Source organism: Idiomarina sp. UBA4520 (genome assembly GCF_002388365.1).
GTDB lineage: Bacteria > Pseudomonadota > Gammaproteobacteria > Enterobacterales > Alteromonadaceae > Idiomarina > Idiomarina zobellii.
The window spans coordinates 130,179-155,878 of the sequence record NZ_DGMK01000021.1; the positions used below are offsets into that span (position 1 = coordinate 130,179).

The window sequence follows — 25,700 nt, forward strand, 5'->3', positions numbered from 1 at the left end:
AAACGCATTTACAGGCGGAACGAGTAGCGCCCCTGCGCGTCTGGCTGACCCATGTATTGAATAAACTTTGCCAGGCCTTCTGGCGTTCGCGGTGTTGGTTTTACGGTACCTGACGCTTTAATGTCCTGACTATTGATACTCGCATCAACTTCCAGACTTAAATCGTTGTCGCCTTTCATGATTAATGCGACGGAATTATCGTCATGACACCCTAGCTCGACCGGAAAGCTCCCTAGTGACTGCCATTGTCCATTGACCAGCACCTGAATATTGTCGCCGCTGGCACTACCTTCTAAGTTATCGCACCAACGCACAGGCCCCGGCGCTGTCACCACGTACTCACTTACGTCTAGTTCCCAGCGACCTTTCGTTTGCAATGGCAGCTTGGTTTGAGCGATATCCAATAATGCGCCTAAGCTACCGCTGGCCTTTATATTTTGCGCACCAATACGGGTCGAGCTAGCTAATAAACGTCCCTGCAACGAAAATGGATTATTCTGTTTTGGCACTTTGACATCAACAACCAGATCGCCGAGGAAAATCGATGACACTTGCCAGTCCCAGCTAAGATCGTTAATGACATTACCATCGACCACGACTTGTCCGGCAGCTCCTTGCCATAAGGTTCCAGACACTTGCGTCAATTGAATGTTATTCGGCAATGGCATCCAATAAATAACGCGTGCCGGCAACAATACCAACAAGGTTATTAAATAAGCCAAAACAAGCCAGGGCAGCCAGCGCTTTAATTTCATGAGACGTCTTTCACCAATAGTTTTCGTAATCGGACACTACCTGGTTGTTCAAGCCGGGCAATATCAGCACCGGTTAGCTGTAAACCAAAGTCACTTTCCAGCGCATTCATAAACTGAAGCAGTTGATTAAATGGCACTGTGTCCACCGTGACCAGATACTCTTCACCTTGCGGCTGAATACGCGCCAACTCAATGTCATACTGCGCCGCAGCCTGGTTAATACGCTGGCTGAGGGAGCCCTTCACGGTTGAGCTTTTAGCACTTCTACCTTCCATGCTTTTATATCGCGCTATCGCCTGTTGTACCCATTGATACTGGTCTTGCTGAGACTTCAAACGGTTCTCCGCCTGTATCACTGACTGAGAACTTGGCAACCAAACAATGAAATATAAAAACGCAATGGCCAATACAATGGCTAATGCGCTTAGCAGGCGCTGCTCACGGCTATTAAACTGCTGCCAACGGTTATAAGCAAGCTGACGATAAGGCTCAAAAATTGCTTTAAGTTTATCCATAACGTTACCCCTGAAGCTCTATAGTCAGTGCGCCGGAAACCTGGCTTCCGCGGTTACTCATCGACCCAGCCTCTATGGCTACACCGTTATTTTGAGCCGCCCGCTGAAAAGCTTCCAATTGTGAAAAGCTCTCAGCTGTTGCCTGCAGTCGCAATTCATTATTTTGAAAACGCAGCAATTCTAGCTTCACCGCCGGTTCGGCCTGAAATGCTGGTTGCAAGCTATCCAGGGCTGCTATAACCGAGCTTTCAGTATTTCCGGCACCGCCCAGTCGTTCAATTTTCTGCTGCAACTGTGCTCTTAAATTGACAATACGGCTTTCGCCAGGAAATGCCTCACGATAAAGCTGCTCTGCCTTTACCTGCAAAGACGCTCGCTGCTGCTCAAGTTGCCAGTATTTTATGCCATTGAGAGTGATAGCCAACACAAATAATACACTGGCAGCAATAGCCAAAGGTTTCCATGGCAAACTTGACGACTGTCGCTGCTTTCTCGCACGAAAAGCTCCTTGCCTGAGGTTGATTTCAGCATTGCTTTGTAAAGCCGCGACAGCAATTGTCATGGGCACTTCAATATCGGCAGACTCTAATACGCTAGGCGGCTGAGGCCAGTCTATAGCACCATAGTGAATGATTTTTTCAGGCGGCTCATATTCGCTGCTTAATATGGGGGCAAGTTCAGAAAATGCGGCTCGCTCCACCGCAAAGCCTTGCCAGACCGAGGTTCTTACCAGAACGCTATGACCCAATTCAATAGCGTGCCATTCATTCTCGTGAGCCGGCAGTAGGAAAATATCAGGCAACCAACGGTTAGACTCAATTCCTGACTCTGACAGAACACCCAACCACTGTTGCATATGTGCTTTTTCTACAACGGCCACCGGTATTGTCGAGGCTTTTGTTTCCGGCCAGGCAAAATGCAGCGTTTCTATGTCTGCCGCAAGTTCTTCTTCCAACGCATACGGAATAACTTTATCCAAATGCTTTTTACTCCCCGTCGGAAGGGTAACCTGAGTTAAAAAGACATCTTGACCCGGAACAGCAATAACCACATCACTGCGTGACGCTTTATCCGCCAACTGTGACAGCTCTTCGGTTGACTCCAGCTCGCCGCTGGCAATAAGCTCCTGTTGCTGGTTATGCCACAACACCCAGGGAATGCTTTCTGTTGTTCCAAAAGCAGGCAGTCGTATTATTAGCGTTTCCTGCATGTTTTATTCTCCCATCGCACGGTACAAGGTGGCTACTTCGCCGTTGTTAACGTGCAGTACTGAACGGGCTTTCATTTCAACATCGCCCCATTGTATATATGCGGTTAGCTGAAAGTATTCACTTTCAACATCAAGTTCTGACAGTTCGCCGTTAAGCTCTGATTTCACATTGGCAATAGCTTCAACTTCATCGACCTCTTCATTCGACTCATAGCCTGTTTCCGGCCTGTTCGACAAGAAGGATTGCGCATCTTGTAACGACATTTTACCTTCTGTCACTGCTGTCAGTAATGCAGCTTGATCTTCTTTAAGCGTATTCACGTTAATCATTAATGCCGTTTCATTCGGTATTACGCAGACATAAGGACGCAGTTTGCGAACGACTTCCCGACTGTATCCCCTAATCATGCGCAGCTCGCTAACGTCCAGTAGTAAGCTGTTTGCCGCTAAGTATGGCTTAGGCAGTCCCTGATAATCAGGATCTTCAGCACCATTTGAACCCGACAGCTGAGTGTCACCGTCTATCCAGTCAACCAGGCTATCGGTTAACCCCTGCGCCTGATATTCATCGAGTTCAACACCTTGCAATAGCGCTTTATATTGGCGCTTACGTCGTTCCAGCGTGCCAGGGTCTTCCTCATCCGTCACCATACTGTTCAAATTAAAACAACTGGATAAGTCTCTCACACGAGCCGCTATCTGCCCACCTTCAACCGGGAACGGACCGCTTCGGCTGGCCCAGCTTTGTTGGTTATTCGCGACACCATCATTTTCGTTTAACTCGCGCTTTAACGCTTCTTTTAAAACATCCTCAGCGCTTAGCCACATCCAGTAAGTTTGTTCAGCTTGCTGCAAGTTGCCCATGCGGGTTATTTGCATTTGCAGTTTACTTCCGAGGTTCACTGCTATCACCGAAACCAGAGCAATAACCAGCATGACCGTTATGAGCGCGGCGCCTTTTTGACGAGAGTTTTTAGTCTGCATTCGCCCCTCCCGAACTTTGCGCCTCCGCTAGACCTGCACCAGCAACCAAAAATATACGCTTAATTTCGCCATATTGTTCGGTCTGCAAAGTCACCTCAATGGCTTTCGGTAAATCGCCTTCGCTGCGCCACTCTGCGTTCCAGCCCTTATCCAATCCACGATTACCATCGCTTTGACCTGCTGCTCTATAAAAGCGAAACGACAAGTCTGTCACACCGCTCAACAACGTCTGCACAGTTGGTTCGTTACTCCTATCATTCACAAACGAATAACTAACCCGTTGTAACTGGCCATCCATAACTCGATAAATAACCGGCTGTAACTCGGCTCGCGGCAGAACATCACCCGGGTTATCAAAGCCGCTGCGCACAAAAGCTAAAACGCCGCGCTCCGAATCAAAGTAGCCAACATCATTACTTAGATACTGGTGTGTTACTTCAGTGTCATTGGGGCGCGTCGGCTTAGCGACTAACTGACGAATGTCTTGTTGCATTAACAGCTGGCTAAACTGCAGCTGCTCCAGCGACTCACGCCGCTCGCTCGACTGCTGCTCGGTACTGACCATTTGGCTTAGCACCTGATAACTGGCTATACCAATTACCGCAAAAATGGCCATAGTCACCAACACTTCAACTAAGGTGAACCCCGACTGTCGGTTGCCGTTAACGTGCATTCCGGTCACCTCTAGCGGCTGAGTCAGGCTTTCTCAAGTAGCGCGTTAACCGATAATGCTCCCGCCCACCTTCCGTTTTTGACACTATCACTGTGACAGCGACGACATTAGGAGTTACTGTTTCAACCACCTGTTGCTGCCAATGCCAGGTGGTGCCGGCTTGCTCAGCCGTGCCTTTCTTATTGTCTTTTACCGGCCATTCCTGGGCCAGGGACACTTCTGCTATCCGGTTTGACGCCACATACTGTGCAAAGGTTTTACTTTGTAAGTCGCTTAAACTGGTCAGGTGACTACTGGCCGCTTGTAATGCGGCCAAAGCCGCTAACCCAAAAATCGATAGCGCGACCATGACTTCAATAAGTGTAAAACCTTTTACCCTCATTGCTCAGGCGCCTCATTTAAAACAATCAATTGCCAACTGTTTTCAGTTTTCACCCAACGCTCAGCGGCAATATCATTCGCATTTTCAATTTTTAAGGTAAAAGCTGTCATCTCGCCACTTGGCAAAATAAGTACATCCGGACGCTTTATTTCAGACTCGTCATCCTGTTCTGAATCATCCCCGCTGCCAAAAACACCGTCGTTAAGTTCTTCATTTTGAGCCAGCTCAGCCATGTCCTGGTTTAATAACTGCCAGCTTAATGGCCACTCAGTTTGCTGAGGTTTAAGCCCACGAGTGTTAAAAGATTGCCAACTTTCCTCCTGCCAAACCAGAAACTCATAACCATTGTCGTTAAACGCAAGCGCGAGAGGTTGCTGCCGCACCATCGCATACTCACGTGCATATTGAAGTTGCTGCTGTAGCGTTATTGCTGAGTCTTGAGCAGAGTTTTGCTGACGGTTACTGCCCGGTAACGTCAACATAACTGAGCTGGCAATAAGGCCAAGAATGGCCATTACCAGCATCAGTTCAATCAGAGTGAATCCTTGTTGCTGGCGCCTATTGGTCACGGTTGTTGTTGCCAATCATCCAACTACCGAAGTCATCTTCAGTACCCGGTTGACCGTCTGGGCCTGCTGAAAAAATATCAATATCGTCGTACTGTCCCGGGTTCAACAACAGGTAGTCGTTGCCGTAAGGGTCTTGCGGTAAACGACGAATATAGCCACCGCTGCGATAGCTTCGCGGTTGCGGATCAATATTCGGTTCATTCACGAGTGCTTCTAAACCTTGCTCGGTGGTTGGAAACATACCGTTATCAAGGTGATACTGAGCTAATGCATTCTCTAATGCCACAATGTCAGCAATAACTTTTTGCTCGTTCGCTTTTTCCTGGTTGCCCAACACATTAGGTAACACCATGGTTGCCAAAATACCAATAATGGCAATAACCACCATAACTTCAACGAGTGAAAAACCAGATTGATTACGTCTCATAATTAAAGTCCTACACTATTATTTAACTGCAATATGGGCTGAATTATCGACAAAACGATAAAAAAGACGATGCCCGCCATGGTGACAATCAGCACAGGTTCGAAGACCTTAAGGCTGACTGTGACTAAATTTTCAAATTCTTTATCCTGGTTGTCGGCACAGCGTTTTAGCATCTGTTCAAGCTCGCCCGACTTCTCTCCGGCCGCTATCATATGCAGCATCATGGGCGGAAATAGCCCGGTTTCCTGCAATGCTGCCCTTAACGACGAACCTTCTCTTACCCTGTCAGCGGCTTCATCGACCGCTTCTCTTATCGCTAAATTACCAATAACCGATGAGGTAATGCGCAGACCATCGAGTAATGGCACCGCCGATGATGTTAAAATACTCAGCGTTCTTGCAAAGCGCGCTGTACTAACCCCTCGTATGACTTTCCCCAACATAGGAAGTTTCAGCAAGCGGTAATGATACTTTAACCGGTTTGTGTCTTTTCGAAGCCACTGTCCAAATAACAACAATAAAACAGCCAACCCAACAACCAGCCAGAGTCCCCAATTCTGCAAAAACTCACTAATAGCTATCATAGCCAACGTAGTAGGAGGTAGCTCTTGCCCCATAGTGGCAAAGTTCTCGACAATTTGAGGCACTATTGAAACCAAGAGAAATACGACAATACCGATAGCCACCAGAGTCAGCATAAGCGGATAAATAAGCGCCTGCGTCAACTGACTCTTCATGTGCTGTCGCTGTTCCGTGTAATCGGCCAACTCTTCGAGAACCTGGTCCAGATGCCCGGACTTCTCACCCGCAGCCACCATTGCCGTATACAGCGAGTCAAACACCCCAGGGAATTCCGCCATTGCCTCAGCCAGACCATAACCTTCAACGACTTTGCTTCGTACTGACATAACCAGCTTTTTCATGCGTGGCTTTTCAGTTTGATCAGCAACGGCCAGTAACGCTTGCTCAATAGGCAAAGCAGAGCCTACTAAGGTCGAAAGCTGACGAGTAATAAGGGCAAGGTCCTGCGCTTTGACTTTTCGAAATGTGAAGCCCCAGCGATTCTGCGCACTCTGCTTCTTCTCTTTTTCCGCCGCAGCAGAAATAGCAACAGGCATAAGGCCTTGTTCACGAAGCATCTGCCGAACCTGACGTTCAGTATCGGCCTCAAGCACGCCTTTTTTCTTACGTCCATTATTGGCTATTGCCTGGTACTCAAATGCTGCCACGTATTACTCCTCGCGAGTGACTCGCAAGACTTCCTCTAGTGTGGTTTTCCCTTCTAGCACCTTTTGCAGGCCGTCTTGTCGTATGCTTGGGGTTGACTGGCGTATGTACTTTTCAATCGCCTGTTCACCGTGGCCGTTATGCACAAGTTCGCGCACATGATCATCGACCTGGAGAAGTTCGTGAATACCCGTTCGCCCTCTATAACCGGTATGGTTACATCCCTCACAGCTGCCTGCGCGGTAAATAATATGTTCCGAACTCTCACTCAGCCCTAATATCTGGCGCTCTTCCGCATCGGGCGTATGAGGCTGACGACAGCTACTACATAAAGTCCGAACTAAGCGCTGAGACAACACCGCCAATAAACTGGAGGACAGCAGGAATGGTTCAACCCCCATATCCTCAAGACGTGTGATAGCACCCGCAGCTGTATTCGTGTGTAACGTCGACAAAACCAAGTGCCCCGTCAATGATGCCTGCACAGCAATTTGGGCGGTCTCTACGTCTCGTATTTCCCCGACCATAACAACGTCAGGATCTTGCCGCAGAATCGCTCGCAAACCACGCGCGAAGGTCATATCAACACGCTGATTCACCTGCGTTTGTCCAATACCATCGATGGCATACTCGATGGGATCTTCTACTGTCAGAATATTACGGTCTTTCGAATTAATTTCGCTCAGCCCGGCATACAAGGTCGTACTTTTACCGGAACCGGTTGGGCCAGTCACAAGAATAATACCATGAGGCTTATGAATCAGCTGCTGGAAGATATTGCGGTTTTCCTGCGTCATTCCCAGCTGCATTAGGTTCAAACGTGCATTATTTTTATCAAGCAAGCGCAGAACAACGCGCTCGCCATGGTTCGACGGCATAGTCGACACCCTTACGTCGACCGCTCTACCAGCGATAAGCAAAGAAATACGACCGTCTTGCGGTATACGTTTTTCAGCAATGTCCAGCTGTGCCATGACTTTAATTCGGGAAACTAAAAGAGAAGACAGTTTACGATTCGGCTTTAAGACTTCACGCAATACGCCATCGATGCGGAAGCGAATCAGTAGTGACTTTTCGAACGTCTCTATGTGAATATCCGATGCCCCTTCTTTTATCGCCTCACTTAACATGGCGTTAATGAGTTTGATAATAGGTGCATCGTCTTCACTTTCTAATAGATCTTCGGTTTGCGGTAACTCGTCCGCCAGTGAGAACAAGTCAGACTCATTCCCAATGTCTTCCATTAGCTGTTTCGCTTCCGACGAGTCACGTTGATAAGCTTGTGTTAAAAGCGTTTCAAAGTCATTTGCCGGGTGTTCTTGCAAGGTGAAAGGCTGACCCAGCTTACGTCGCACTTCTCTGAGTGCTTGTGCAGAGACGCCAGTACGGCAGTGCACAACCATAGGTTCGCCCGACTCAACCACCACACCAAAGCGTTTGGCAAAGCTAAAAGGTAACCGTGTTGTCGCAATAGCACTCGCGTCAGTCATTCTCTTTCTCTGGCTGTTTATTATCCAGGTACTCTTCGAAGCCGGGCGGCAAGGTTAACTCACTGTCCCATTCATTCATTACCGGAGACTCTTCCATTGGCATCAAGGAAATACCGCGTGAACGCTCGTCCAGTTGCAGTGCGCGCATATAGTTGTATTTTGCCGAGCTGATTTCTCGCATGCGCTTTCCATTGCGAACTATCGTCGGCCGAATAAACACCATTAAGTTGCGCTTTTGCTTGGACGTTGAGGTAGAGCTAAACAGTCTTCCTAACACCGGAATGTCGCCCAGCAGCGGTATCTTAGACACCGACTCCTGTACGTCTTCGTCGATAAGGCCGCCCAGAACAATGGTTTCGCCATCGTCCGCCATGACGGTTGTTTTCATTTCACGCTTATTAATAATAACGTCCACTGAGGTTGCGCCACTTAAACTTGAGACTTCCTGCTCAATAGTCATTTGTACGGCATCACCTTCATTAATTTGTGGCGTCACTTTCAGTTTTATGCCCACTTCAGTTCGGTCTACGGTCTGGAAAGGGTTATCGTTGTTATCACCGGTAGTTGACCCCGTAATGGTTGGCACTTCCTGACCGACCAAAAAGCTCGCTTCCTCGTTATCAACCGTAACAATACTGGGTGTTGCTAAGATGTTTGAGTTAGTATCCTGAGTCACTGCCTGAACTACCGCAGCCCAGTCATTCTGAATAGTACCGAACATCATGCCATTGACTGAACCGAGTAAATTAGCCAGCAGCGATATGTCACCGGGCTCGTCCGGCTCAGTTGTTGTTACCTCAACGCCACCGTCGGTAATACGCGTTGTTGTTGTGCCTGGCTGTTCCCTAGCCTGATAAGCCCCAGCAGCCAAGCTACCGATAGGCACTTGGCTACCATCATTATATTGCACCATACCGCCGTCTTCGCTTATCCACTGGACACCAAAGTTGACGTTATCGCCTTCCATAATTTCGACAATAATAGCCTCTACCTGCACCTGGGCACGGCGAATATCCAGGTCGTGAATGACTTTCTCCAGCGAAGCCATCATGTCCTGCTGAGCCGTTATAACAACAGAGTTCGTCGGCTCATGCGGACTAATGCTCACAGAGTCGTTATTATTGCGTCGGCGAGTTGTGTTGGTATTTGACGTTTGTTGCTCACTTTCAGCCTGTATTGAGCGACTCACGTCGTTTAAAACCTCGACCACTTCCGGCGCTTTTGCGTATTTCAAATAAAATACACGCGTATTACCTTCCGACTTTAAGTCTTGGTCAAGTTGCTTAATAAGCTTAACAACTCGAGCTCTTGCTCGCGGTTCACCACTGACAATAACCGAGTTACTGCGCTCGTCGGCAACGATTTTAGGAATCAGCAAAGGTGGTGTTCCGTCGTTATTGCTTTTTTCATACAGTGATTGCGCAATACGCACAATTTCACTGGCCGACGCATACTCGAGGTGAATCATATCAACGTCTTGGTCGCCTGCCCTGTCGACGCGCTCGATAATCTCAACCAAGCGCTGCACAGTTTCTGAGCGACCTGTCATCATAATAACGTTTGAAGGGTCGTAGCTAACCACCATGCCACCACCACTTTGATCATTAAGCTGGCGCAATAAAGGCGCTAATTCACGTACAGAAACATTTTCAACGGGAACAACACGCGTGACCATTGCATCGCCAGAGCCTCGGCTGTCAGCGTCCATAACAGGTAATGACGATGTCTTAGCGTCGCGGTCTCGAATGACTTTAAGTACGCCAGATTCCATCTCTACCACAGCAAAGCCGTAAACTTCTAAGACGTTAAGAAAGAACTGATAGTACTGCTCTTCATTCATCACGTCATAGCTACGTACATCGATTTTGCCACGCACATTTGGGTCAATAATAATGGTTTTGCCCAAGTTGCGGCCTACCACCTGAATAAATTCGTTGATGTCGGTATTTTTAAAGCTGGCCGCATATTCTTCCGCCGTTAATGGCGTACTCATTACGCTTACTGCCAACCCCAGGGCTCCAAGCCAATTTCTTAAGCCTCTTTTTGCCACTGACATATTAATTTTCCTGTTGTTCCGGTAGCTCAAACGACAGCTCCATCCGTTCACCATCGCGCTCTATTTCGATTGATACTTGTTTTTGGTTAGCCAGCTCCTCACTGGCTAACATGGCTTGTTCCATATCGGTTAAGTCGTAGCCATTGATAGCGACCGCCAAGTCGCCATTTTGAAACCCCGCTTGCTGAAAAAGTTCGGGATTTTTTGCCGCCTTTAGTCGATAACCAACAAGCGACCCTCCTTCCATAGCCGGAGAAATGCTCACATACTCCATAATGGACGACGGATCGTCCGCTATATTACTAAGCTGAGTTTCGACAAATTCCGTTCGGCTGTTCTCGGCTGGCTCATCTGTATTATTTTGTTCTGCCGTAGCCTCATCTACCGTCAGCGATAATGCCGGACGGTCTTCACCGACATCTTCCATCACTAGGGTTTCGAGTCGGCCGTTGTTGTCGAGAATAACGCGATCAGCGTATATTTCTTCAACCGTCACCCGAGAACTGCCAATGCTTTCGCCAATAATATAGGTGCGCTGTTGGCTACCCTGCTGAATAATAGCGGCAGAACGCTCTGGGTTGGAGCTTGCAGATACCCCGATAAGACGCACATTCAGTGTCGTTTTCGGCGCATTGCGCGAGTTTCTCGGCCCCTGCTTTTCTGACTGACCAAACAGGTGAAGCGCCTCGATACGGCTTATGTCGACGGAATTAGCAGACGAAGACGTTGAGTTAAACTTAGGAACAGTCGGCTGTGTGCTCTCCGGTTCATCGGGCGACAGCAATGACCAGGTAAACTCAGCAAGCAGCACCGCAACACAAAACCACAGGAATGCCGTAAGCGCGAGCATAAGTCCGCGCCAATGGGCTGAATTCGTAAAATACTGTTGAAGTCTGGCAGTCACTTTATTCTTATTCTTGTTACACTGACAAAAGAGATTCATGCATTCTAGCGCAGCCAACATGAGTCAACAATCGCTTAACACAAACTTTATAACGAAATGATTGCGGTTTTATGACAAAGAAGCAAAAGAGTACAACATCTGACACCGGTGTTCGCCTGGATAAATGGCTCTGGGCGGCACGTTTTTATAAAACCCGGGCACTTGCCAGAGAAATGGTTCAGTCGGGTAAAGTACACTACGACGGCCAACGCAGTAAACCCTCTAAAGTCGTTCAGGTCGGTGCCATTATTAAGTTACGTCAGGGGTTCGATAGTAAGGAAGTCGAAGTACTGGAGTTAAGTGAGCAGCGGCGCGGCGCGCCCGAAGCGCAGCTTTTGTATCGAGAGACAGAAGAAAGTCTGGCAAAACGCGAAGAAAACGCTGAAGCAAGAAAGCTTAATGCATTGTATAATCCACACCCTGACGGACGCCCGGATAAAAAGCAGCGACGTCAGCTAATTCGCTTTAAAAAGGAGTGACCATGGAGTACCCAACGGATCAATTATCACGGTATACATTTAACGACCATGACGTGCGTGGTGAGCTTGTCCAGCTAACCAGTAGCTATCAAACGTTAATCCGTGGTCATGACTACCCTGCTCCTGTTCAGGAAGTGTTAGGACATATGATGGCCGCTGTTTCATTGCTGACTGCGACATTGAAATTTGAAGGACATATCGCCGTTCAGTTACAAGGCGACGGCCCTCTGAACTTTGTTGCTGTCAACGGTAACCACAAGCAAGAGCTTCGCGGCATAGCTCGTTTACGAGCTGAGTTAAGCGATACAGATTTGCGTTCGATGATTGGTAAAGGTCAATTAATTATCACATTAACGCCTGAAAGCGGGGAACGGTATCAGGGTGTTGTCAGTGGAGACGCCGACTCCATTGCTGAAATGCTTGAAAACTACTTTGAGCAGTCAGAGCAATTACACACGAAGGTTTGGCTGCATGCTGACGGTGAACACGCAGCGGGAATGTTATTGCAACGGCTACCGTCTTCCGGTCAAGACCTAACAGGCTTTGAACATTTGGCCACACTGACAGACACTATTACCGCCAAAGAGCTCTACACTGTGCCGGCAGAAGAGCTACTGCACCGTTTATATCATGAAGAAACCGTGCATTTATATCCAAGCCAACCTGTCAGTTTTGTCTGTGGTTGCTCTCGCGACAAGACGCTGAATGCATTAGCGTCAGTTAAACCTGAAGAGTTGAAAGAGATACTGGATAGAGACGGCGAAATCGTCATGACTTGTGACTATTGCCTGACAGAGTATGTTTTTAAACCTTCTGACTTTAACTAAGCTTATTACCTGACGCAAAAAAGCCCGATATTTATCGATATCGGGCTTTTTATTTTCTGTTTACTTCTTCTTTTTCAAAAACTTCATTAGACGCTTTCGCTTGCGCTGCTGCGACAGCGTTAATTGGTTTTTCTTGCCGGCAAATGGGTTTTTCGGCTCTTTGAATTCAATTTTTATTGGTGTGCCCATAATACCTAATGCTTTTCTAAAGTAGTTCATTAGGTAGCGTTTATAAGAGCCTGGTAAGTCAGTCACCTGGTTGCCGTGAATAACAACTCTTGGTGGGTTATAGCCACCAGCGTGTGCGTATTTTAGCTTCACTCGACGCCCACCCACTAATGGGGGCTGATGCTCTTCTTGTGCCATTTCCATTATTTTTGTCAGCTTAGAGGTACCTATACGCTGAGTTGCGCTCGTATAAGCTTCTTCCACCGACTCAAATAAATGGCCAACACCCGTTCCGTGTAGCGCAGAAATGAAATGCAAGCGCGCAAAATCAACAAAACCTAAGCGACGATCAAGCTCACGCTTTATTTCTTCTTTATGGTCAGTTTCTAAGCCGTCCCACTTATTCACTGCAATAACGATAGAGCGACCCGCATTAAGCGCGAACCCAATTAGGTTCAAGTCTTGATCCGTAATGGTTTCTCTCGCATCGATGACAATAAGCACCACGTTAGCGTCTTCAATTGCCTGTAGGGTTTTAACCACAGAGAACTTCTCAATGGCTTCTCCAATACGACCCCGCCGACGAACGCCTGCAGTATCAATTAAAATGTACTCGCGATCATCACGCTGCATCGGAATATAGACTGAGTCTCGGGTAGTGCCTGGCATATCGTAAACGACAACCCGCTCCTCACCCAGAATTCGGTTAGTCAGCGTTGATTTACCCACGTTAGGTCGACCTACAATCGCCAACTTAAGTGGCAAGGCCTCATAATCGATTTCATCGTGTTCGAGATCTTCAGAGTCCTCTTTCGTCGATGCAATAACATCGGGGTAATCATCGGCCAACGGCTTAAAGCAGGTTGTTAGCAATTGCTCAACACCACGCCCATGAGCAGCGGCTATACCGTATAGCTCACCCAGGGAAAGAGAATAGAAGTCTGCCATTGCGGAAGTGGCATCAATGCCATCAATTTTATTACAGACTAAATAAACTTTTTTGTCTTGTTTGCGCAGATGAGTCGCTATGGCTTGATCACCAACTGTGACACCGTCACGTGCATCCACCATAAACAAAACGACATCGGCCTCTTCGACAGCCAGCAGTGATTGCTTCGCCATCTCTTCATCGATACCCTCTTCATCGCCATGGATACCGCCGGTATCAACAACGATGAATTGATAGCCGTCGTAGTTTGCTTGTCCGTATTTTCTGTCTCGGGTTAACCCGGGAAAGTCCGCTACCAACGCATCGCGAGTGCGTGTTAACCGATTAAACAAGGTGGATTTCCCAACATTCGGGCGCCCCACGAGCGCAACAACTGGTAGCATTATCTATTAATTTCCTGAGTTTATATCGAGGGCGATTATCTCGCCATCGCGTGTTTGTACATAAGCAACGTTGTCACTTACCACAGGCGCTGCATAAACGCCGTCACCACCAACATGGTAACGCCCATTTATCTCACCTGAGTCGTCATTCAACCAATGTAAGTAACCTTCGAAGTCACCGACCAGTATATGGCCACGGTGTCTTGCCGGAGCTGACAATTCACGACCAAACAAGCGTGTATTACTCCAACGCTCAATACCACCGTTTTGGTCAAGTGCGTAAATATGGCTATTTACGTCCGTTAAAAAGATTCGACCTGCTGTTACCAACATGTTTTCGAACGACTTATAATCGCGCTTCCAGCGGACTTCGCCACTCATTAACTCAAGCGCGACCAATTCGCCGTTATAAGCAACCATATACAGAGTGGTTCCTTGTGAAGCTGGCGCAGCGTCAACGTCGGCTAAACGCTCAAGCTCTGTACCACCACTGGCTTCACCAATCGTTTGAGTCCAGGCTTGCTGACCACTTTCAGAAATAAGCACCATGCCATTACCGTTACTGTCGCCAACAATGACACCACCACTAATAATTGCCGGAGCTGAAGCACCTCGAACCGACAACATTGGTGTTTGGTACTCATACTCCCACTGCTGTTCGCCCGTTGAAGCATCAAGGCTAATGACTTTACCGCCACCCGTGTGAACAACGACTCGACCTTCACCGACGGCCGGGTCAGACATTACTTCGTTACCCACTTCGGTATGCCAAACCAGCTCACCGGTTTCCGCATCTAACGCAATGACATCACCATTTTCCGTGCCCAGAAAAACAGTGTCGTACTGCGCAACTAAGCCACCTGAAATTCTTGCGGGAAATGGGCTGGCGAACAGGCCGTCAAACCAACCTTCATCACGAGCTTCATCAAAGGTGATGAGGTTGCGTAAGTCAATTTGCCAAACTTTATCGCCATTGGTCTTGTCCATTGCACGAACAATACCTGCGCGGTCAGCGGCGTACACATTGCCGTATTCAACAACAGGGTTTAACCGAGAGAAATATTCACCAATACCGCTGCCGACTGACTCGCTCCAAAGTACCTTTGGAGTGACTTCAGCATTAATCGGCTGCAAGGTCGCAAACTTTGGCTCTTCGTCTGAGCTAGAGCAACCAACAGCAATGAGCGCTGCTGATAATAACGCGACACTTTTTACCAGAGATTTAATAGACTGCATTATGATTTAGCCAAACTGTTGATTTTCATTTGCAGCGCAGGAGTCAGAGACTCATCCGCTTCTAAAGCGCGCTGATAGGCTGCACGAGCATCTTCGTTCTGACCTTTATCGGCCAATATGTCACCTTCAATTTCAGCTGCGTACCCTTGGTAAGCCTCGGGATAGGAGCCACGAACCAATTCAAGTGCGGTATCCGCCTGATCCTGAGCAACTAGAACACGCGCCAAGCGAATGCTCGCCAAGGCTTTAATATTGTTGTCTTCAGCGTTATCTACCACCAGCTGCAGTGACGTTACTGCCGTTGCAAGATCGTCTTTACTGACGGCTTCTTTCGCCAACTGCAGAGCCACTAAATGAGCATAGGTATTGTCAGAGTTGTCCGATACGAAGCTCTGAGCTTCTACCACCGCATTTTCGCTACCTTCAGACAACGCTGTGGTTAATTGTTCATACTTTGCTGAAGCGAGTTGCTGTTGTTCCATGGTGTGCTGATCGTAAAAACGCCAGCCATAAAACAAACCAAAACCAATGACCGCACCGGCAACAATGCCCTTGCCGTGCTCTTTCCAAAACTCTTTAATTCGTTCGACTTGTTGTTCTTCTGTATCCACCAGACTACCCTCTTGTCAGTGGCTGCAAACGTTCTACAAGCGCTTGCCAGCTCAAGGTTTCTTGCTGCTCATCAGTACGCAACGGTTTAACCGTTACTTGCTGTTGAGCGATTTCATCCGCACCAATAATCAAGGCGACTTCAGCACCCGATTTATCCGCTTTCTTCATTTGCTTTTTCATTGCGCCACCGCCGCAATGCGTCACCAGCCTCAAGTCCGGTAACTCGTTTCTCAGCTGTTCGGCAATACGTGGTGCATTAAGTTCCGCCTCTTCACCTAAAGGCATTAAGTAAGCATCTACGGTGCGGCGTGGCGTGAGCTTATTTTGCTCCTGAAGCAATAGCACCAGACGCTCCATACCCATAGCAAAACCAACTGCAGGCGTTGCCTTACCGCCTAGCTGTTCAACCAACCCGTCGTAACGGCCACCTGCACATACCGTACCCTGAGCGCCCAACGCTGTTGTCACCCATTCAAATACAGTTCGGTTGTAATAATCAAGCCCACGCACCAAACGCTCGTTTAAAGTGAACTTAACGCCCGCATTCTCTAACCGCATTGTCAGCTGTTTGAAGTGCTCCCGAGACTCGTCATCCCAGTAGTCAGACAACTTAGGTGCATTCTCAAGAAGCTTTTGTGTATTTGCGTCTTTACTATCAAGTATGCGTAATGGGTTTGTTTCCAGGCGGCGCTGGCTGTCTTCGTCCAACTCGCTTGCATAGTCACTTAAATAACTCCTCAACGCATCGCGATAATTCGCGCGTGCCTCGTTAGAGCCTAATGAGTTAAGTTGCAACTCTACCTGGTCAGCTATACCAAAAGCTTGCCACAAGCGTGCCGACAGCAAAATAACCTCGGCGTCGGCGTCAGCGCTATCAATGCCAAAAGTTTCGATACCAAACTGATGAAACTGACGATAACGACCTTTTTGTGGGCGTTCGTAGCGGAACATCGGTCCCATATACCAAAGGCGCTGTATTTGGTTATACAACAAACCGTGCTGATTACCAGCGCGGACGCAACTTGCTGTACCTTCCGGTCGCAACGTCACGCTCTCGCCGTTTCTGTCATCAAAGGTATACATTTCTTTTTCGACGATATCCGTTACTTCGCCGATAGAACGTTTGAAAAGCTGAGTGCTTTCCAGCACAGGCATACGGATTTCGCTATAGCCATAGCTGGCTGCGACATTGCGGATAATTGACTCAACTTGCTGCCAGGCTGGACTTTGATCGGGCAGCAAATCGTTCATGCCACGAATTGCTTGTATTGTATTCGCCACGGAACCTTCTCGTTTTGGTTATCGCTACAAAAATAAGCGGCTATTATAAGGATTTTCGGGGTGCGGGTAAAATTAACCGTTAATTTCTTTTACGTCGATTTTATTAGCTTCTGCCGCTTTCACTTGCGCTCTAATTTGCGCTTCCAGCTCATCAACCAAATTCGAGTTGTCTAACCGCTGCTTTTGACGTTGACCGTCGATATACAGGCCGCTTTTATTCTTGGCGCCAGCTAAACCCACTTTAGAAACTAAAGCCTCACCTGGACCATTTACAACACAGCCAATAACCGACACGTCCATTGGGGTCGTAATATCTTCGAGACGTTGCTCTAACTGATTCACGGTATCAATAACATCGAATTCCTGACGCGAGCAGCTGGGGCAGGCAATAAAGTTAATTCCGCGCGAACGAATGCGCAGAGACTTAAGAATGTCAAAGCCCACTTTAATTTCTTCGACCGGGTCTGCAGCAAGTGAGACTCTTAATGTGTCACCAATACCCTCGGCTAATAGCATGCCTAAACCAACGGCAGACTTAACGGAGCCACTACGTTTGCCGCCCGCTTCAGTGATGCCCAAATGCAATGGCTGATCAATTTTCTTCGCCAGCAGTCGGTATGACTCTACGGCTAAGAAAACATCAGATGCTTTGACACTCACTTTAAAATCGTGAAAGTCGAGTCTGTCGAGAATATCGACGTGTCTCATCGCCGACTCAACTAAAGCCTCCGCGGTTGGCTCACCATACTTTTCCTGTATGTCTTTTTCTAACGAGCCACCATTAACACCAATTCGGATAGGAATATTTTTTTCTCGAGCCGCATCAACTACCGCACGAATGCGATCTTCTTTGCCAATATTACCTGGATTAATTCGTAGACAATCGGCACCGTACTCCGCAACTTTCAGCGCTATACGGTAATCAAAGTGAATATCCGTAACCAGCGGCACGGAACTACGCTGTTTTATTTCTCTGAATGCTTCAGCAGCGTCCATGGTTGGTACAGAAACCCGAACAATATCAGCGCCGGCGCTCGCTAAAGCTTCTATTTGCGCAACCGTCGCATCAACATCGGTTGTTTCCGTGTTCGTCATAGATTGCACGGCAATCGGCGCGCCATCACCAATAGGTACATTACCTACGTATAAACGGCGTGAAGGACGGCGCTTAATTGGACTTTCGTGCATCATATTACTTACTTAACCTCTACAACTATTCAGGTTCTATTATTTTAGTCGTTACTCTGACATTGGCACAGTAAATCGTGCAACTCGTTCACGACGGAATTGGCTCATATCAATTTCATTACCGTCAAAGGTAATGACTGCCGCTTCTGGTTTGCACATTGTAATCGAAAACGGAGGCTCACCCGGAACCGCCATTGTATAACCAGCAGCTTTTACACCAACGGCCTGAGTTTCACCCTCTGCATCATCGACTTTCACCCAACATTCCTGGCTGAATTCGAAGACTAAACGACTGACAACAGCGTCCTCAGCAACCGCCTCTTGAGCAGGCGCTTCTTCCGCTGTCGGAGCGGCGTCAGTTACTTCGCTTGCTGGCTCTGTACTCTCTTCCGAAGCGTCTTCTGTCTGCGCAACTGAAGACTCTACCGTTGTTTCAGAAGCACTTTGCTCAGAGTTTTGTTCATTGTTTTCTTCTGCACTACTCTGTTCAGGACTCTGCTCAGAATTGCTCGACGCAAAGTTTGACTCGTTTATCGAGATATTTGTATCCGCTGACGATACGTCTGACTCTAGCACCGCCTCTTCAGTATTTGGCTCTATTTCTGGTTGTCTTGGCTCGGAGTCTATTTCAACTGCACTAACGTCAGCTTCATTATTACTTTGTGTTGCACTTTCAACGGTTGATGACTGTGCTGGCTCATCTGAACTCATACCTGAGTCCTGCCACCACCAAATCACTAAACCTACGACAATAATAATGACAGCGTAGGTAATCAGCATTAAACGGTTATCGCTCTCTTGGTGCTTCTTGCGACGCGAAAAGCTCTGCATTTGTGTGCTTTGGACTTCCTGATAACCTTTTGCTTTATAAGCAGCAAACAGCTTCTCTTCATCAACGTCCAAAAGCTTAGCGTATGCACGCAAATAACCTTTTATGAAGGTAGGAGTAGAAAACGTTTCGTAATCATCCGCTTCCAAAAGCTCGATGATCTGTTTTCGCAAGCGCAGCTCATCAGCAACTTCTCGCTGACTCAGCCCTTTAGCCTCGCGCGCTTTTCTTAGAATTTCACCTGGTCCCTGAACTGGCTGTTGTTTTGTTTCTTGTGCCGCGTCAGAGTCCGTTGAATTATTCTCTTTATTTGGTTCGTTTTCAGCAGTCATGATTGTTAGGGTGTTCCCTGTTAAGGCTGACTTGCGTAGTGGCCTTTGTTCTTTTCACACCGAGCCCTGTTTTGTTGGCTCTTTGTCTGAAAGGGATACTGAGTATCAAGTCTTACTTTATCGAAATACCCGAGCGCTTTTTCCCATTCTCCAGCCATACACAATGCAACCGCATAGTTGTTATACAATGCACCGCTCATAGGTTGCCATGATAATGCCTGTTGGTAAAGTGACAAAGCAGAATCTGTCTCATTTGCCGCTAAATGCCACTGCGCCAGCGCAAATAAGGCATTTAACGAACGGGGATTACGTTTCATTGCTGCTTGCAAGTGCGGTTTCGCGAGCTCGAGTCTACCCTTGTTTAGGTAAGCTACACCAAGCTGTAACCGTACGTCTTTACTTACAGGCAATGGGTCATTGGAACTGGCGGTACAACCCATCAACGCCAGTGCTATCAATAGCAAAGCGGCTCGCATTATCACACTCCTTGTGGTTGCGATTCAGTGTTTTTACGAAGTCTTTACGGCAATAGCGTCGCCGCCGCGCTGCATTTGCTGACGCTTAAGAATACGTTTAGTGCGGTCTATGACATCACCAACTAGCTGACCGCAGGCGGCGTCAATGTCGTCACCACGCGTTTTACGAACCATAACGGTAAAGCCGTATTCCATAAGCACTTTAGCAAAGCGGTCAATACGCGAATTGCTTGAACGCCCGTAATCTGACCCCGGGAACGGATTAAACGGAATTAAGTTTATTTTACTCGGGGTATCTTTTAGTGTTTTTGCCAGCTCATGTGCTTGATCTGTTGAGTCATTCACATGGTCCAGCATGACGTATTCAACCGTGACTTTATGTTGAGCTTTAGACTGTTCAACATAGCGTCGGCTGGACGCCAGAAATTCTTCAATATCGTATTTTTTATTGATGGGTACTATTTCATTACGCAGCTCGTCGTTTGGTGCGTGCAGAGAAATAGCCAACATCACATCAATGCGTTCGCGCAGTTTTTCAAGCGCAGGAACCACACCCGATGTACTTAACGTCACACGGCGCTTTGACAGGCCAAAACCAAAGTCATCCAGCATTAACTCCATTGCCGGAACCACATTGTTTAAGTTCAGCAGAGGTTCACCCATGCCCATCATGACAACGTTAGTAACAGGTTTAATACCCGTTTTACCGTAAGCACCCAGTAACTGGTTTACTCGCCATACCTGGCCAATAATTTCCGCAACCGTTAGGTTACGGTTAAAACCTTGTGCGCCGGTAGAGCAGAAAGTGCACTCAAGAGCACAGCCTACCTGAGAGGACACACAAAGAGTTGCGCGATCGCGCTCCGGAATCCAGACCGTTTCCACGTCCTGGCCGTCAAACAACGTCATTGCAAACTTGATGGTGCCGTCTGATGACTGCTGTTGTTCACGAATTTCCGGTGCGCGTATCTCGGCAACTTGCTTGAGCTTTTCACGCAATTTCTTGTTGAGGTTCGACATATCGTCGAAGTCATCAACACAAAAATGATACAACCATTTCATAACCTGATCGGCACGAAATGGCTTCTCTCCCATCTCGCGGAAGAACTCTCTCATTCCTTCGCGATTCAGGTCGAGTAAATTCACTTTTTTATCAATTGCGTTGGTCATAAAGCTCCGTTCTTAGCGTGTACGTGGGCAGATTTCTTCGTCGCTGAAGAAGTATGCGATTTCGCGCGCAGCTGTTTCAGTTGCGTCTGAACCGTGTACCGCATTTTCGTCGATAGTTTCAGCATAGTCGGCACGCAGGGTTCCTGCCAGTGCTTCAGCTGGGTTTGTTGCGCCCATGATTTCACGGTTTTTCAATACTGCATTTTCGCCTTCAAGTACTTGAACAACGATAGGGCCAGATGTCATGAACTCAACCAAAGCGCCAAAGAAAGGGCGTTCTTTATGTTCAGCATAGAAGCCTTCTGCTTGTTCTTTGCTTAAGTGCATCATTTTTGATGCAACAATGCGAAGACCAGCAGACTCAAAACGGTTGTAGATAGCGCCGATAAGGTTTTTAGCAACCGCATCAGGCTTGATGATTGATAAAGTGCGCTCTAAAGCCATGTGTATTCACTCCAATAAAGATAGGAAAAATTAGTCGCGCGGATTATACGTGAGAATGCGTTTGAGATCGAATCCATAATGATTGTTTTTTCGTTCATTCTGATTTAGCATGACAAAACAAATTAGCCATATAGACGTCTATTTAACTTTCAAATAGACAAAGAGGAGTAAATCATGGCAGCGAACAAAACTGAGCAAGCAACTCTCGGCGGCGGGTGTTTCTGGTGCGTGGAATCCGCTTTCTTACAAGTAAAAGGGATTGAATCGGTGAAATCCGGTTACACCGGCGGTCACACTGAAAACCCAACCTATGAGCAAGTTTGTACCGGTGACACGGGTCATGCCGAAGTCGCGCAACTCACCTATGATCCTGAGCAAATCTCTTACCGTCAAATCTTAGAAATCTTTTTTACGCTGCACGACCCGACACAGGTGAACCGTCAAGGTAACGACGTTGGCACTCAATACCGTACGTCAATTTTTTACCACGACGAAGCACAAAAGCAGGAAGCCGAAAGCATTATTGCGGAGTTAGAAAACGATGGTGCCTTCGCTGACCCAATAGTCACCGAAGTGACCAAGCTGGATACCTTTTACCCAGCCGAGGACTATCACGAAAACTACTATGCAAGAAATCCGGAAAATCCGTATTGCCAAGCGGTTATTTCACCGAAACTGGCGAAGTTCCGGAAAACGTTTTCAGGATTATTAAAAGACTAACGCTGCGCCAGGGTCTTATAGGTCGTCAAAATGTGTTCAACCGCATGCTCAATATCAGCTGCGGTTGTGCTACGGCCAAAACTGAAACGCAGTGAAGCATGAGCCAACTCATCGCTGACACCAATAGCCCGCAGAACATACGAAGGTTCAACACTGGCCGAGGTGCACGCCGAGCCTGAGGATACAGCCACGTCTTTAAGCGACATGAGCAGCAACTCGCCTTCAACATTAGCGAATTGTAAGTTCACAATATGAGGTACTCGTTGCGTGTCGCTGCCATTAAGCTTAATGCCCTCTTCCGCCAGTAACGGCGACAAAAACTGCTGACGCAAACTTTCAAAATGTTCAATATCGGTACCGAGCTTTTCAGCCGCAAGCTCTGCCGCCACACCCATACCTACAATTTGGTGCGTTGCCAAAGTGCCTGAGCGCATTCCCCGCTCGTGACCACCACCGTGCATTTGTGCGGCAATACGAACGCGCGGCTGGCGACGTACATACAACGCGCCAATGCCTTTCGGACCATACATTTTATGCGCAGAAATCGACATTAAGTCGACCGGTGCGCTGGACATATCAATAGGTAACTTACCGGCGGCTTGCGCTGCATCAACATGAAACAAGGTACCGTTCTCACGACAAACGGAGCCAATAGCGTTTATATCCTGAATAACACCAATCTCGTTATTGACCCACATAACACTGGCCAGAATAGTGTCTTCGCGCAGTGCCGAACGAAGCTCATCCAAGTCGATAAGACCGTCTTCTTTAACGTCTAAATAAGTGACTTCGAAGCCTTCTTTTTCAAGCTGTGCACAAGGGTCAAGCACGGCTTTGTGTTCAGTTTTCACCGAAACAATGTGCTTACCTTTGTCGGCATGAAAATGCGCAACACCTTTCAAAGCCAGGTTATCCGACTCGGTTGCGCCAGAGGTAAAAACAATTTCGCGAGCATCGGCATGAATTAAGTCGGCGACTTGGTGCCGTGCAATATCGACAAGCTCTTCCGCTTGCCAGCCATATTTATGAGAACGCGAGGCAGGGTTTCCAAACACCCCGTCCATGGTTAAGCAAGTTGCCATTTTTTCTGCCGCTTCAGGCGCTACTGGCGTAGTGGCGGCATAATCCATGTAGATGGGTTGTTTAGGCACGAAGGTCCTCCTGGTAAGTGCCGTTACAGTTGGCAGTTAACTTTTATGTCTTCGTCCGATGCATGGCGTAAATGCTGGCGTTGCATAACGTCGCCTACATCTGAGTTTTTCATTAGCTCAGCAAGGGTAATTCCGTCTAAAAAGTCAGAAATTCGATCGCTCAAACCTTCCCACAATGAGTGCGTCAGACAACGCTCGCCACCTTGGCAGTTGGCTTTACCCTGGCATCGCGTTGCATCAATTGACTCATCGACCGCATGAATAACCGAACCCACCGATATGTCACCCGGCTCACGTCCCAGTCGGTAACCACCGCCAGGACCCCGAACACTGTCAACCAAACCGTGTTTACGCAAACGTGCAAACAATTGCTCTAAATACGACAAGGAAATGCCCTGACGTTCTGAAATATCCGCCAGTGGAATGGGGCCTTTTGCTGAAAACAAAGCCACATCAAGCATTGCGGTTACCGCGTATCGGCCTTTTGATGTCAGACGCATAGCAATTTCCTCGGGAAGTGTTAATCGTAAGTTGAAATTCTACATTCCCGACTATTTTAGTCAAGTATTGTCAATAGATTTATCCACAGAGGCTAACATTCCACGCAAAATATTGATCTCGCTCTCTTCCGGTCGCGCCCGATTATAAAGGCGTCGCAATTTGGTCATAACCTGCCCCGGATGCTTCGGATTAATAAAGCCGGTATTCGTCAGTGTCGCTTCTAAATGTTCATAGAAACGCTCTAAGTCATCAACACGCGGATAATCAGGAATGTCGGCTTCCACTTTTTCACCCGCTTCCAACCACTGCATACGAACTTCGTAACACACTGACTGAACGGCCATTGCCAAGTTTAGAGAGCCATATTCGGGGTTTGTCGGAATATGTAAATGAAAGTGACTTTGTTGCAGCTCTTCGTTTGTTAAACCACTACTTTCACGACCAAACACCAACGCAACTTTATGCTGAGTAGACTCTTGCAATACTTTTGCAGCCGACTCACGAGGGTCGAGCAACGGCCAGTCTAGCGTTCGGTTCCGTGCACTTGTCGCAACCACGAGTCCACAGTCTGAAATTGCGTCGTGCAAGTTATCAACAATAGTCGCGTTAGCCAGAATATCCGTTGCACCGGCGGCTAATGCCGATGCATGGCTGTCCGGTTCCTGCACAGGATCAACCAAGGCTAAGTCGGAGAGCCCCATGGTTTTCATAGCACGGGCGACTGACCCGATATTCCCGGTATGAGAGGTGTTCACCAACACAATGCGTATATTGTCGAGCATGAGTATTTCCTTTGCTTTGCGCGTTAACTTCTCGGCTTATTCTGCGAGGTTGTCGAAAAGTTTGGCATGATACCCCAACACTGGTATGATCCGCGACCGAAAATTGTTCTTTTACAGCACAGGTAATTGGTATGCATCCGATGTTAAATATTGCGGTGCGCGCAGCGCGTGCGGCCGGCAAAATTTTAGTTAAAAATTTCGATCAGGGACACCCCGTAGAAGCTGAGTCAAAAGGCTTAAACGACTGGGTAACTGACATGGATAAAGCCGCTGAACAGGCTATTATCAACACAATTAAGAAGTCTTACCCCGATCACGGCATTATTGCAGAGGAAAGCGGTACTCAGGCTGGTAAAGAAAACGACTTCCAGTGGGTAATTGACCCGCTAGACGGCACGACCAATTACATGCGCGGTATTCCCCACTATTGTATTTCTATTGCATTGCTTCACAAAGGTTCTGTTCAACAGGCCGTTGTGTATGATCCTATGCGTGAAGAGCTTTTCACCGCTTCACGCGGTGCAGGCGCACAGTTGAATGGTCGCCGTTTGCGTATTTCTCCGAAAGTTGAGTTGAAAGGCGCCATTTTATCAACGGGCTTCCCGTTCAAAATGAAAAGTCGATTGCCTGAATACCTGGAAATGTTTAATAAGTTATTTGAGCACTGTGCGGATGTACGCAGAGCCGGTGCAGCGGCACTGGACTTAGCCTACGTTGCAGCCGGACGTCACGACGCATTCTGGGAAATGGGCTTAAAACCCTGGGATATACTCGCTGGCGAATTACTGGTTCGCGAAGCCGGAGGTATTGTTAGTGACTTCCAGGGCGGCCATAACTATGTACAGTCAGGCAACATTGCCGCGGGTGCCCCTAAAGCCCTCAAGCAAATGCTCGCAAAAATTCGCTAAAGCAAAAACGCCGCTTGAAATGAATCAAGCGGC

The 25,700-nt window shown here is 47.8% G+C and carries 28 protein-coding genes; 4 read left to right on the forward strand and 24 right to left on the reverse strand.

Going from position 1 to position 25,700, the window contains the following annotated elements; all coding sequences use genetic code 11:
• Positions 1 to 8: 8 nt before the first annotated feature.
• From B3850_RS10710 to gspC, 12 genes are read right to left on the reverse strand one after another with little or no spacing between them, the layout of a single operon-like run.
• A complete protein-coding gene (locus tag B3850_RS10710; RefSeq protein ID WP_058576070.1) occupies positions 9 to 755 on the reverse strand; it encodes a type II secretion system protein N in 747 nt (248 codons plus the stop codon).
• A complete protein-coding gene (locus tag B3850_RS10715; RefSeq protein ID WP_286871701.1) occupies positions 752 to 1,270 on the reverse strand; it encodes a type II secretion system protein M in 519 nt (172 codons plus the stop codon). Before B3850_RS10715 ends, B3850_RS10710 begins: the two co-directional genes overlap by 4 nt.
• Positions 1,271 to 1,274: 4 nt before the next feature.
• Positions 1,275 to 2,480: a type II secretion system protein GspL gene (gene gspL / locus B3850_RS10720; protein WP_286871702.1), complete on the reverse strand. Its 1,206-nt coding sequence runs from the start codon at positions 2,478 to 2,480 to the stop codon at positions 1,275 to 1,277.
• Positions 2,481 to 2,483: 3 nt separating this feature from the next.
• On the reverse strand, positions 2,484 to 3,464 hold the full coding sequence (gspK, locus tag B3850_RS10725; protein WP_286871705.1) for a type II secretion system minor pseudopilin GspK: 981 nt from the start codon (positions 3,462 to 3,464) through the stop codon (positions 2,484 to 2,486).
• Positions 3,454 to 4,137: a type II secretion system minor pseudopilin GspJ gene (gene gspJ / locus B3850_RS10730; RefSeq protein ID WP_286871707.1), complete on the reverse strand. Its 684-nt coding sequence runs from the start codon at positions 4,135 to 4,137 to the stop codon at positions 3,454 to 3,456. The genes gspK and gspJ overlap by 11 nt, the downstream gene beginning before the upstream one ends.
• Positions 4,127 to 4,519: a type II secretion system minor pseudopilin GspI gene (gene gspI, locus B3850_RS10735; protein WP_126751891.1), complete on the reverse strand. Its 393-nt coding sequence runs from the start codon at positions 4,517 to 4,519 to the stop codon at positions 4,127 to 4,129. The genes gspJ and gspI overlap by 11 nt, the downstream gene beginning before the upstream one ends.
• On the reverse strand, positions 4,516 to 5,103 hold the full coding sequence (gspH, locus tag B3850_RS10740) for a type II secretion system minor pseudopilin GspH (RefSeq protein ID WP_235443990.1): 588 nt from the start codon (positions 5,101 to 5,103) through the stop codon (positions 4,516 to 4,518). Before gspH ends, gspI begins: the two co-directional genes overlap by 4 nt.
• A complete protein-coding gene (gene gspG, locus B3850_RS10745) occupies positions 5,078 to 5,515 on the reverse strand; it encodes a type II secretion system major pseudopilin GspG (protein ID WP_053953962.1) in 438 nt (145 codons plus the stop codon). Before gspG ends, gspH begins: the two co-directional genes overlap by 26 nt.
• 2 nt (positions 5,516 to 5,517) lie before the next feature.
• Positions 5,518 to 6,744 carry a type II secretion system inner membrane protein GspF gene (gspF, locus tag B3850_RS10750; RefSeq protein ID WP_126751893.1) on the reverse strand — a complete coding sequence of 409 codons (1,227 nt, stop codon included), beginning with the start codon at positions 6,742 to 6,744 and terminating at the stop codon, positions 5,518 to 5,520.
• A 3-nt stretch (positions 6,745 to 6,747) separates the two neighbouring features.
• Positions 6,748 to 8,232 carry a type II secretion system ATPase GspE gene (gene gspE / locus B3850_RS10755; protein ID WP_286871716.1) on the reverse strand — a complete coding sequence of 495 codons (1,485 nt, stop codon included), beginning with the start codon at positions 8,230 to 8,232 and terminating at the stop codon, positions 6,748 to 6,750.
• Positions 8,225 to 10,288, reverse strand: coding sequence for a type II secretion system secretin GspD (gspD, locus tag B3850_RS10760; protein ID WP_053953959.1), 2,064 nt, complete (start codon positions 10,286 to 10,288; stop codon positions 8,225 to 8,227). Before gspD ends, gspE begins: the two co-directional genes overlap by 8 nt.
• Position 10,289: 1 nt before the next feature.
• The gene (gene gspC / locus B3850_RS10765) at positions 10,290 to 11,138 is read right to left on the reverse strand and encodes a type II secretion system protein GspC (protein WP_286871719.1); all 849 of its coding nucleotides are present in this window, start codon (positions 11,136 to 11,138) and stop codon (positions 10,290 to 10,292) included.
• A 164-nt stretch (positions 11,139 to 11,302) separates the two neighbouring features.
• Here gspC and hslR point away from each other — a divergent pair, with 164 nt between their 5' ends.
• Together hslR and hslO are read left to right on the forward strand one after the other, a co-directional pair.
• Positions 11,303 to 11,710: a ribosome-associated heat shock protein Hsp15 gene (gene hslR, locus B3850_RS10770; RefSeq protein WP_286871722.1), complete on the forward strand. Its 408-nt coding sequence runs from the start codon at positions 11,303 to 11,305 to the stop codon at positions 11,708 to 11,710.
• Between the two features lie 2 nt (positions 11,711 to 11,712).
• On the forward strand, positions 11,713 to 12,537 hold the full coding sequence (gene hslO / locus B3850_RS10775; RefSeq protein WP_053953956.1) for an Hsp33 family molecular chaperone HslO: 825 nt from the start codon (positions 11,713 to 11,715) through the stop codon (positions 12,535 to 12,537).
• 60 nt (positions 12,538 to 12,597) lie between these two features.
• Here hslO and der read toward each other — a convergent pair whose 3' ends face one another.
• From der to ndk, 9 genes are all read right to left on the reverse strand, one after another.
• Positions 12,598 to 14,037, reverse strand: a complete 1,440-nt coding sequence (gene der / locus B3850_RS10780; protein ID WP_286872249.1) for a ribosome biogenesis GTPase Der — start codon at positions 14,035 to 14,037, stop codon at positions 12,598 to 12,600.
• Positions 14,038 to 14,043: 6 nt separating this feature from the next.
• Positions 14,044 to 15,273, reverse strand: coding sequence for an outer membrane protein assembly factor BamB (gene bamB / locus B3850_RS10785; RefSeq protein WP_053953954.1), 1,230 nt, complete (start codon positions 15,271 to 15,273; stop codon positions 14,044 to 14,046).
• A complete protein-coding gene (locus B3850_RS10790) occupies positions 15,273 to 15,884 on the reverse strand; it encodes a YfgM family protein (RefSeq protein ID WP_286872247.1) in 612 nt (203 codons plus the stop codon). The genes bamB and B3850_RS10790 overlap by 1 nt, the downstream gene beginning before the upstream one ends.
• Before the next feature lie 4 nt (positions 15,885 to 15,888).
• Positions 15,889 to 17,166, reverse strand: a complete 1,278-nt coding sequence (gene hisS, locus B3850_RS10795) for a histidine--tRNA ligase (protein WP_286911730.1) — start codon at positions 17,164 to 17,166, stop codon at positions 15,889 to 15,891.
• Positions 17,167 to 17,238: 72 nt separating this feature from the next.
• The gene (ispG, locus tag B3850_RS10800) at positions 17,239 to 18,357 is read right to left on the reverse strand and encodes a flavodoxin-dependent (E)-4-hydroxy-3-methylbut-2-enyl-diphosphate synthase (protein WP_053953952.1); all 1,119 of its coding nucleotides are present in this window, start codon (positions 18,355 to 18,357) and stop codon (positions 17,239 to 17,241) included.
• Between the two features lie 48 nt (positions 18,358 to 18,405).
• A complete protein-coding gene (locus B3850_RS10805) occupies positions 18,406 to 19,515 on the reverse strand; it encodes a RodZ domain-containing protein (protein ID WP_286875649.1) in 1,110 nt (369 codons plus the stop codon).
• 20 nt (positions 19,516 to 19,535) lie between these two features.
• Complete coding sequence (locus tag B3850_RS10810; protein WP_058576055.1) at positions 19,536 to 19,991, reverse strand: tetratricopeptide repeat protein; 456 nt, start codon at positions 19,989 to 19,991, stop codon at positions 19,536 to 19,538.
• Between the two features lie 33 nt (positions 19,992 to 20,024).
• On the reverse strand, positions 20,025 to 21,161 hold the full coding sequence (locus tag B3850_RS10815) for a bifunctional tRNA (adenosine(37)-C2)-methyltransferase TrmG/ribosomal RNA large subunit methyltransferase RlmN (protein ID WP_286875648.1): 1,137 nt from the start codon (positions 21,159 to 21,161) through the stop codon (positions 20,025 to 20,027).
• Between the two features lie 12 nt (positions 21,162 to 21,173).
• The gene (gene ndk, locus B3850_RS10820; RefSeq protein WP_053953948.1) at positions 21,174 to 21,605 is read right to left on the reverse strand and encodes a nucleoside-diphosphate kinase; all 432 of its coding nucleotides are present in this window, start codon (positions 21,603 to 21,605) and stop codon (positions 21,174 to 21,176) included.
• Between the two features lie 174 nt (positions 21,606 to 21,779).
• On the opposite strand from ndk, the gene msrA reads away from it, so the two are divergent.
• Positions 21,780 to 22,325: a peptide-methionine (S)-S-oxide reductase MsrA gene (gene msrA, locus B3850_RS10825; protein ID WP_286875645.1), complete on the forward strand. Its 546-nt coding sequence runs from the start codon at positions 21,780 to 21,782 to the stop codon at positions 22,323 to 22,325.
• Here msrA and B3850_RS10830 read toward each other — a convergent pair.
• The 3 genes from B3850_RS10830 to trmJ are packed head-to-tail and all read right to left on the reverse strand — an operon-like array spanning position 22,322 to position 24,759.
• Complete coding sequence (locus B3850_RS10830) at positions 22,322 to 23,455, reverse strand: IscS subfamily cysteine desulfurase (RefSeq protein ID WP_414654261.1); 1,134 nt, start codon at positions 23,453 to 23,455, stop codon at positions 22,322 to 22,324. The two genes, msrA and B3850_RS10830, sit on opposite strands and share 4 nt — an antisense overlap.
• Before the next feature lie 44 nt (positions 23,456 to 23,499).
• The gene (gene iscR / locus B3850_RS10835) at positions 23,500 to 23,976 is read right to left on the reverse strand and encodes a Fe-S cluster assembly transcriptional regulator IscR (RefSeq protein WP_286875642.1); all 477 of its coding nucleotides are present in this window, start codon (positions 23,974 to 23,976) and stop codon (positions 23,500 to 23,502) included.
• Between the two features lie 60 nt (positions 23,977 to 24,036).
• Positions 24,037 to 24,759 carry a tRNA (cytosine(32)/uridine(32)-2'-O)-methyltransferase TrmJ gene (trmJ, locus tag B3850_RS10840; RefSeq protein ID WP_053953945.1) on the reverse strand — a complete coding sequence of 241 codons (723 nt, stop codon included), beginning with the start codon at positions 24,757 to 24,759 and terminating at the stop codon, positions 24,037 to 24,039.
• Between the two features lie 131 nt (positions 24,760 to 24,890).
• Here trmJ and suhB point away from each other — a divergent pair, with 131 nt between their 5' ends.
• Positions 24,891 to 25,667, forward strand: coding sequence for an inositol-1-monophosphatase (suhB, locus tag B3850_RS10845; protein WP_286875637.1), 777 nt, complete (start codon positions 24,891 to 24,893; stop codon positions 25,665 to 25,667).
• Positions 25,668 to 25,700: the final 33 nt, after the last annotated feature.

What these genes read in the sequence shown, in the direction of transcription:
- B3850_RS10810 (WP_058576055.1), bottom strand. Translation starts at nt 19,991, where the DNA reads ATGCGAGCCGCTTTGCTATTGATAGCACTGGCGTTGATGGGTTGTACC.
- gspI (WP_126751891.1), bottom strand. Translation starts at nt 4,519, where the DNA reads ATGAGGGTAAAAGGTTTTACACTTATTGAAGTCATGGTCGCGCTATCG.
- der (WP_286872249.1), bottom strand. Translation starts at nt 14,037, where the DNA reads ATGCTACCAGTTGTTGCGCTCGTGGGGCGCCCGAATGTTGGGAAATCC.
- ndk (WP_053953948.1), bottom strand. Translation starts at nt 21,605, where the DNA reads ATGGCTTTAGAGCGCACTTTATCAATCATCAAGCCTGATGCGGTTGCT.
- gspJ (WP_286871707.1), bottom strand. Translation starts at nt 4,137, where the DNA reads ATGCACGTTAACGGCAACCGACAGTCGGGGTTCACCTTAGTTGAAGTG.
- trmJ (WP_053953945.1), bottom strand. Translation starts at nt 24,759, where the DNA reads ATGCTCGACAATATACGCATTGTGTTGGTGAACACCTCTCATACCGGG.
- msrA (WP_286875645.1), top strand. Translation starts at nt 21,780, where the DNA reads ATGGCAGCGAACAAAACTGAGCAAGCAACTCTCGGCGGCGGGTGTTTC.
- B3850_RS10830 (WP_414654261.1), bottom strand. Translation starts at nt 23,455, where the DNA reads ATGGATTATGCCGCCACTACGCCAGTAGCGCCTGAAGCGGCAGAAAAA.
- hslO (WP_053953956.1), top strand. Translation starts at nt 11,713, where the DNA reads ATGGAGTACCCAACGGATCAATTATCACGGTATACATTTAACGACCAT.
- B3850_RS10815 (WP_286875648.1), bottom strand. Translation starts at nt 21,161, where the DNA reads ATGACCAACGCAATTGATAAAAAAGTGAATTTACTCGACCTGAATCGC.
- gspL (WP_286871702.1), bottom strand. Translation starts at nt 2,480, where the DNA reads ATGCAGGAAACGCTAATAATACGACTGCCTGCTTTTGGAACAACAGAA.
- gspC (WP_286871719.1), bottom strand. Translation starts at nt 11,138, where the DNA reads ATGCTCGCGCTTACGGCATTCCTGTGGTTTTGTGTTGCGGTGCTGCTT.
- bamB (WP_053953954.1), bottom strand. Translation starts at nt 15,273, where the DNA reads ATGCAGTCTATTAAATCTCTGGTAAAAAGTGTCGCGTTATTATCAGCA.
- hslR (WP_286871722.1), top strand. Translation starts at nt 11,303, where the DNA reads ATGACAAAGAAGCAAAAGAGTACAACATCTGACACCGGTGTTCGCCTG.
- iscR (WP_286875642.1), bottom strand. Translation starts at nt 23,976, where the DNA reads ATGCGTCTGACATCAAAAGGCCGATACGCGGTAACCGCAATGCTTGAT.
- B3850_RS10805 (WP_286875649.1), bottom strand. Translation starts at nt 19,515, where the DNA reads ATGACTGCTGAAAACGAACCAAATAAAGAGAATAATTCAACGGACTCT.
- gspD (WP_053953959.1), bottom strand. Translation starts at nt 10,288, where the DNA reads ATGTCAGTGGCAAAAAGAGGCTTAAGAAATTGGCTTGGAGCCCTGGGG.
- ispG (WP_053953952.1), bottom strand. Translation starts at nt 18,357, where the DNA reads ATGATGCACGAAAGTCCAATTAAGCGCCGTCCTTCACGCCGTTTATAC.
- gspK (WP_286871705.1), bottom strand. Translation starts at nt 3,464, where the DNA reads ATGCAGACTAAAAACTCTCGTCAAAAAGGCGCCGCGCTCATAACGGTC.
- gspG (WP_053953962.1), bottom strand. Translation starts at nt 5,515, where the DNA reads ATGAGACGTAATCAATCTGGTTTTTCACTCGTTGAAGTTATGGTGGTT.
- gspE (WP_286871716.1), bottom strand. Translation starts at nt 8,232, where the DNA reads ATGACTGACGCGAGTGCTATTGCGACAACACGGTTACCTTTTAGCTTT.
- B3850_RS10715 (WP_286871701.1), bottom strand. Translation starts at nt 1,270, where the DNA reads ATGGATAAACTTAAAGCAATTTTTGAGCCTTATCGTCAGCTTGCTTAT.
- B3850_RS10710 (WP_058576070.1), bottom strand. Translation starts at nt 755, where the DNA reads ATGAAATTAAAGCGCTGGCTGCCCTGGCTTGTTTTGGCTTATTTAATA.
- suhB (WP_286875637.1), top strand. Translation starts at nt 24,891, where the DNA reads ATGCATCCGATGTTAAATATTGCGGTGCGCGCAGCGCGTGCGGCCGGC.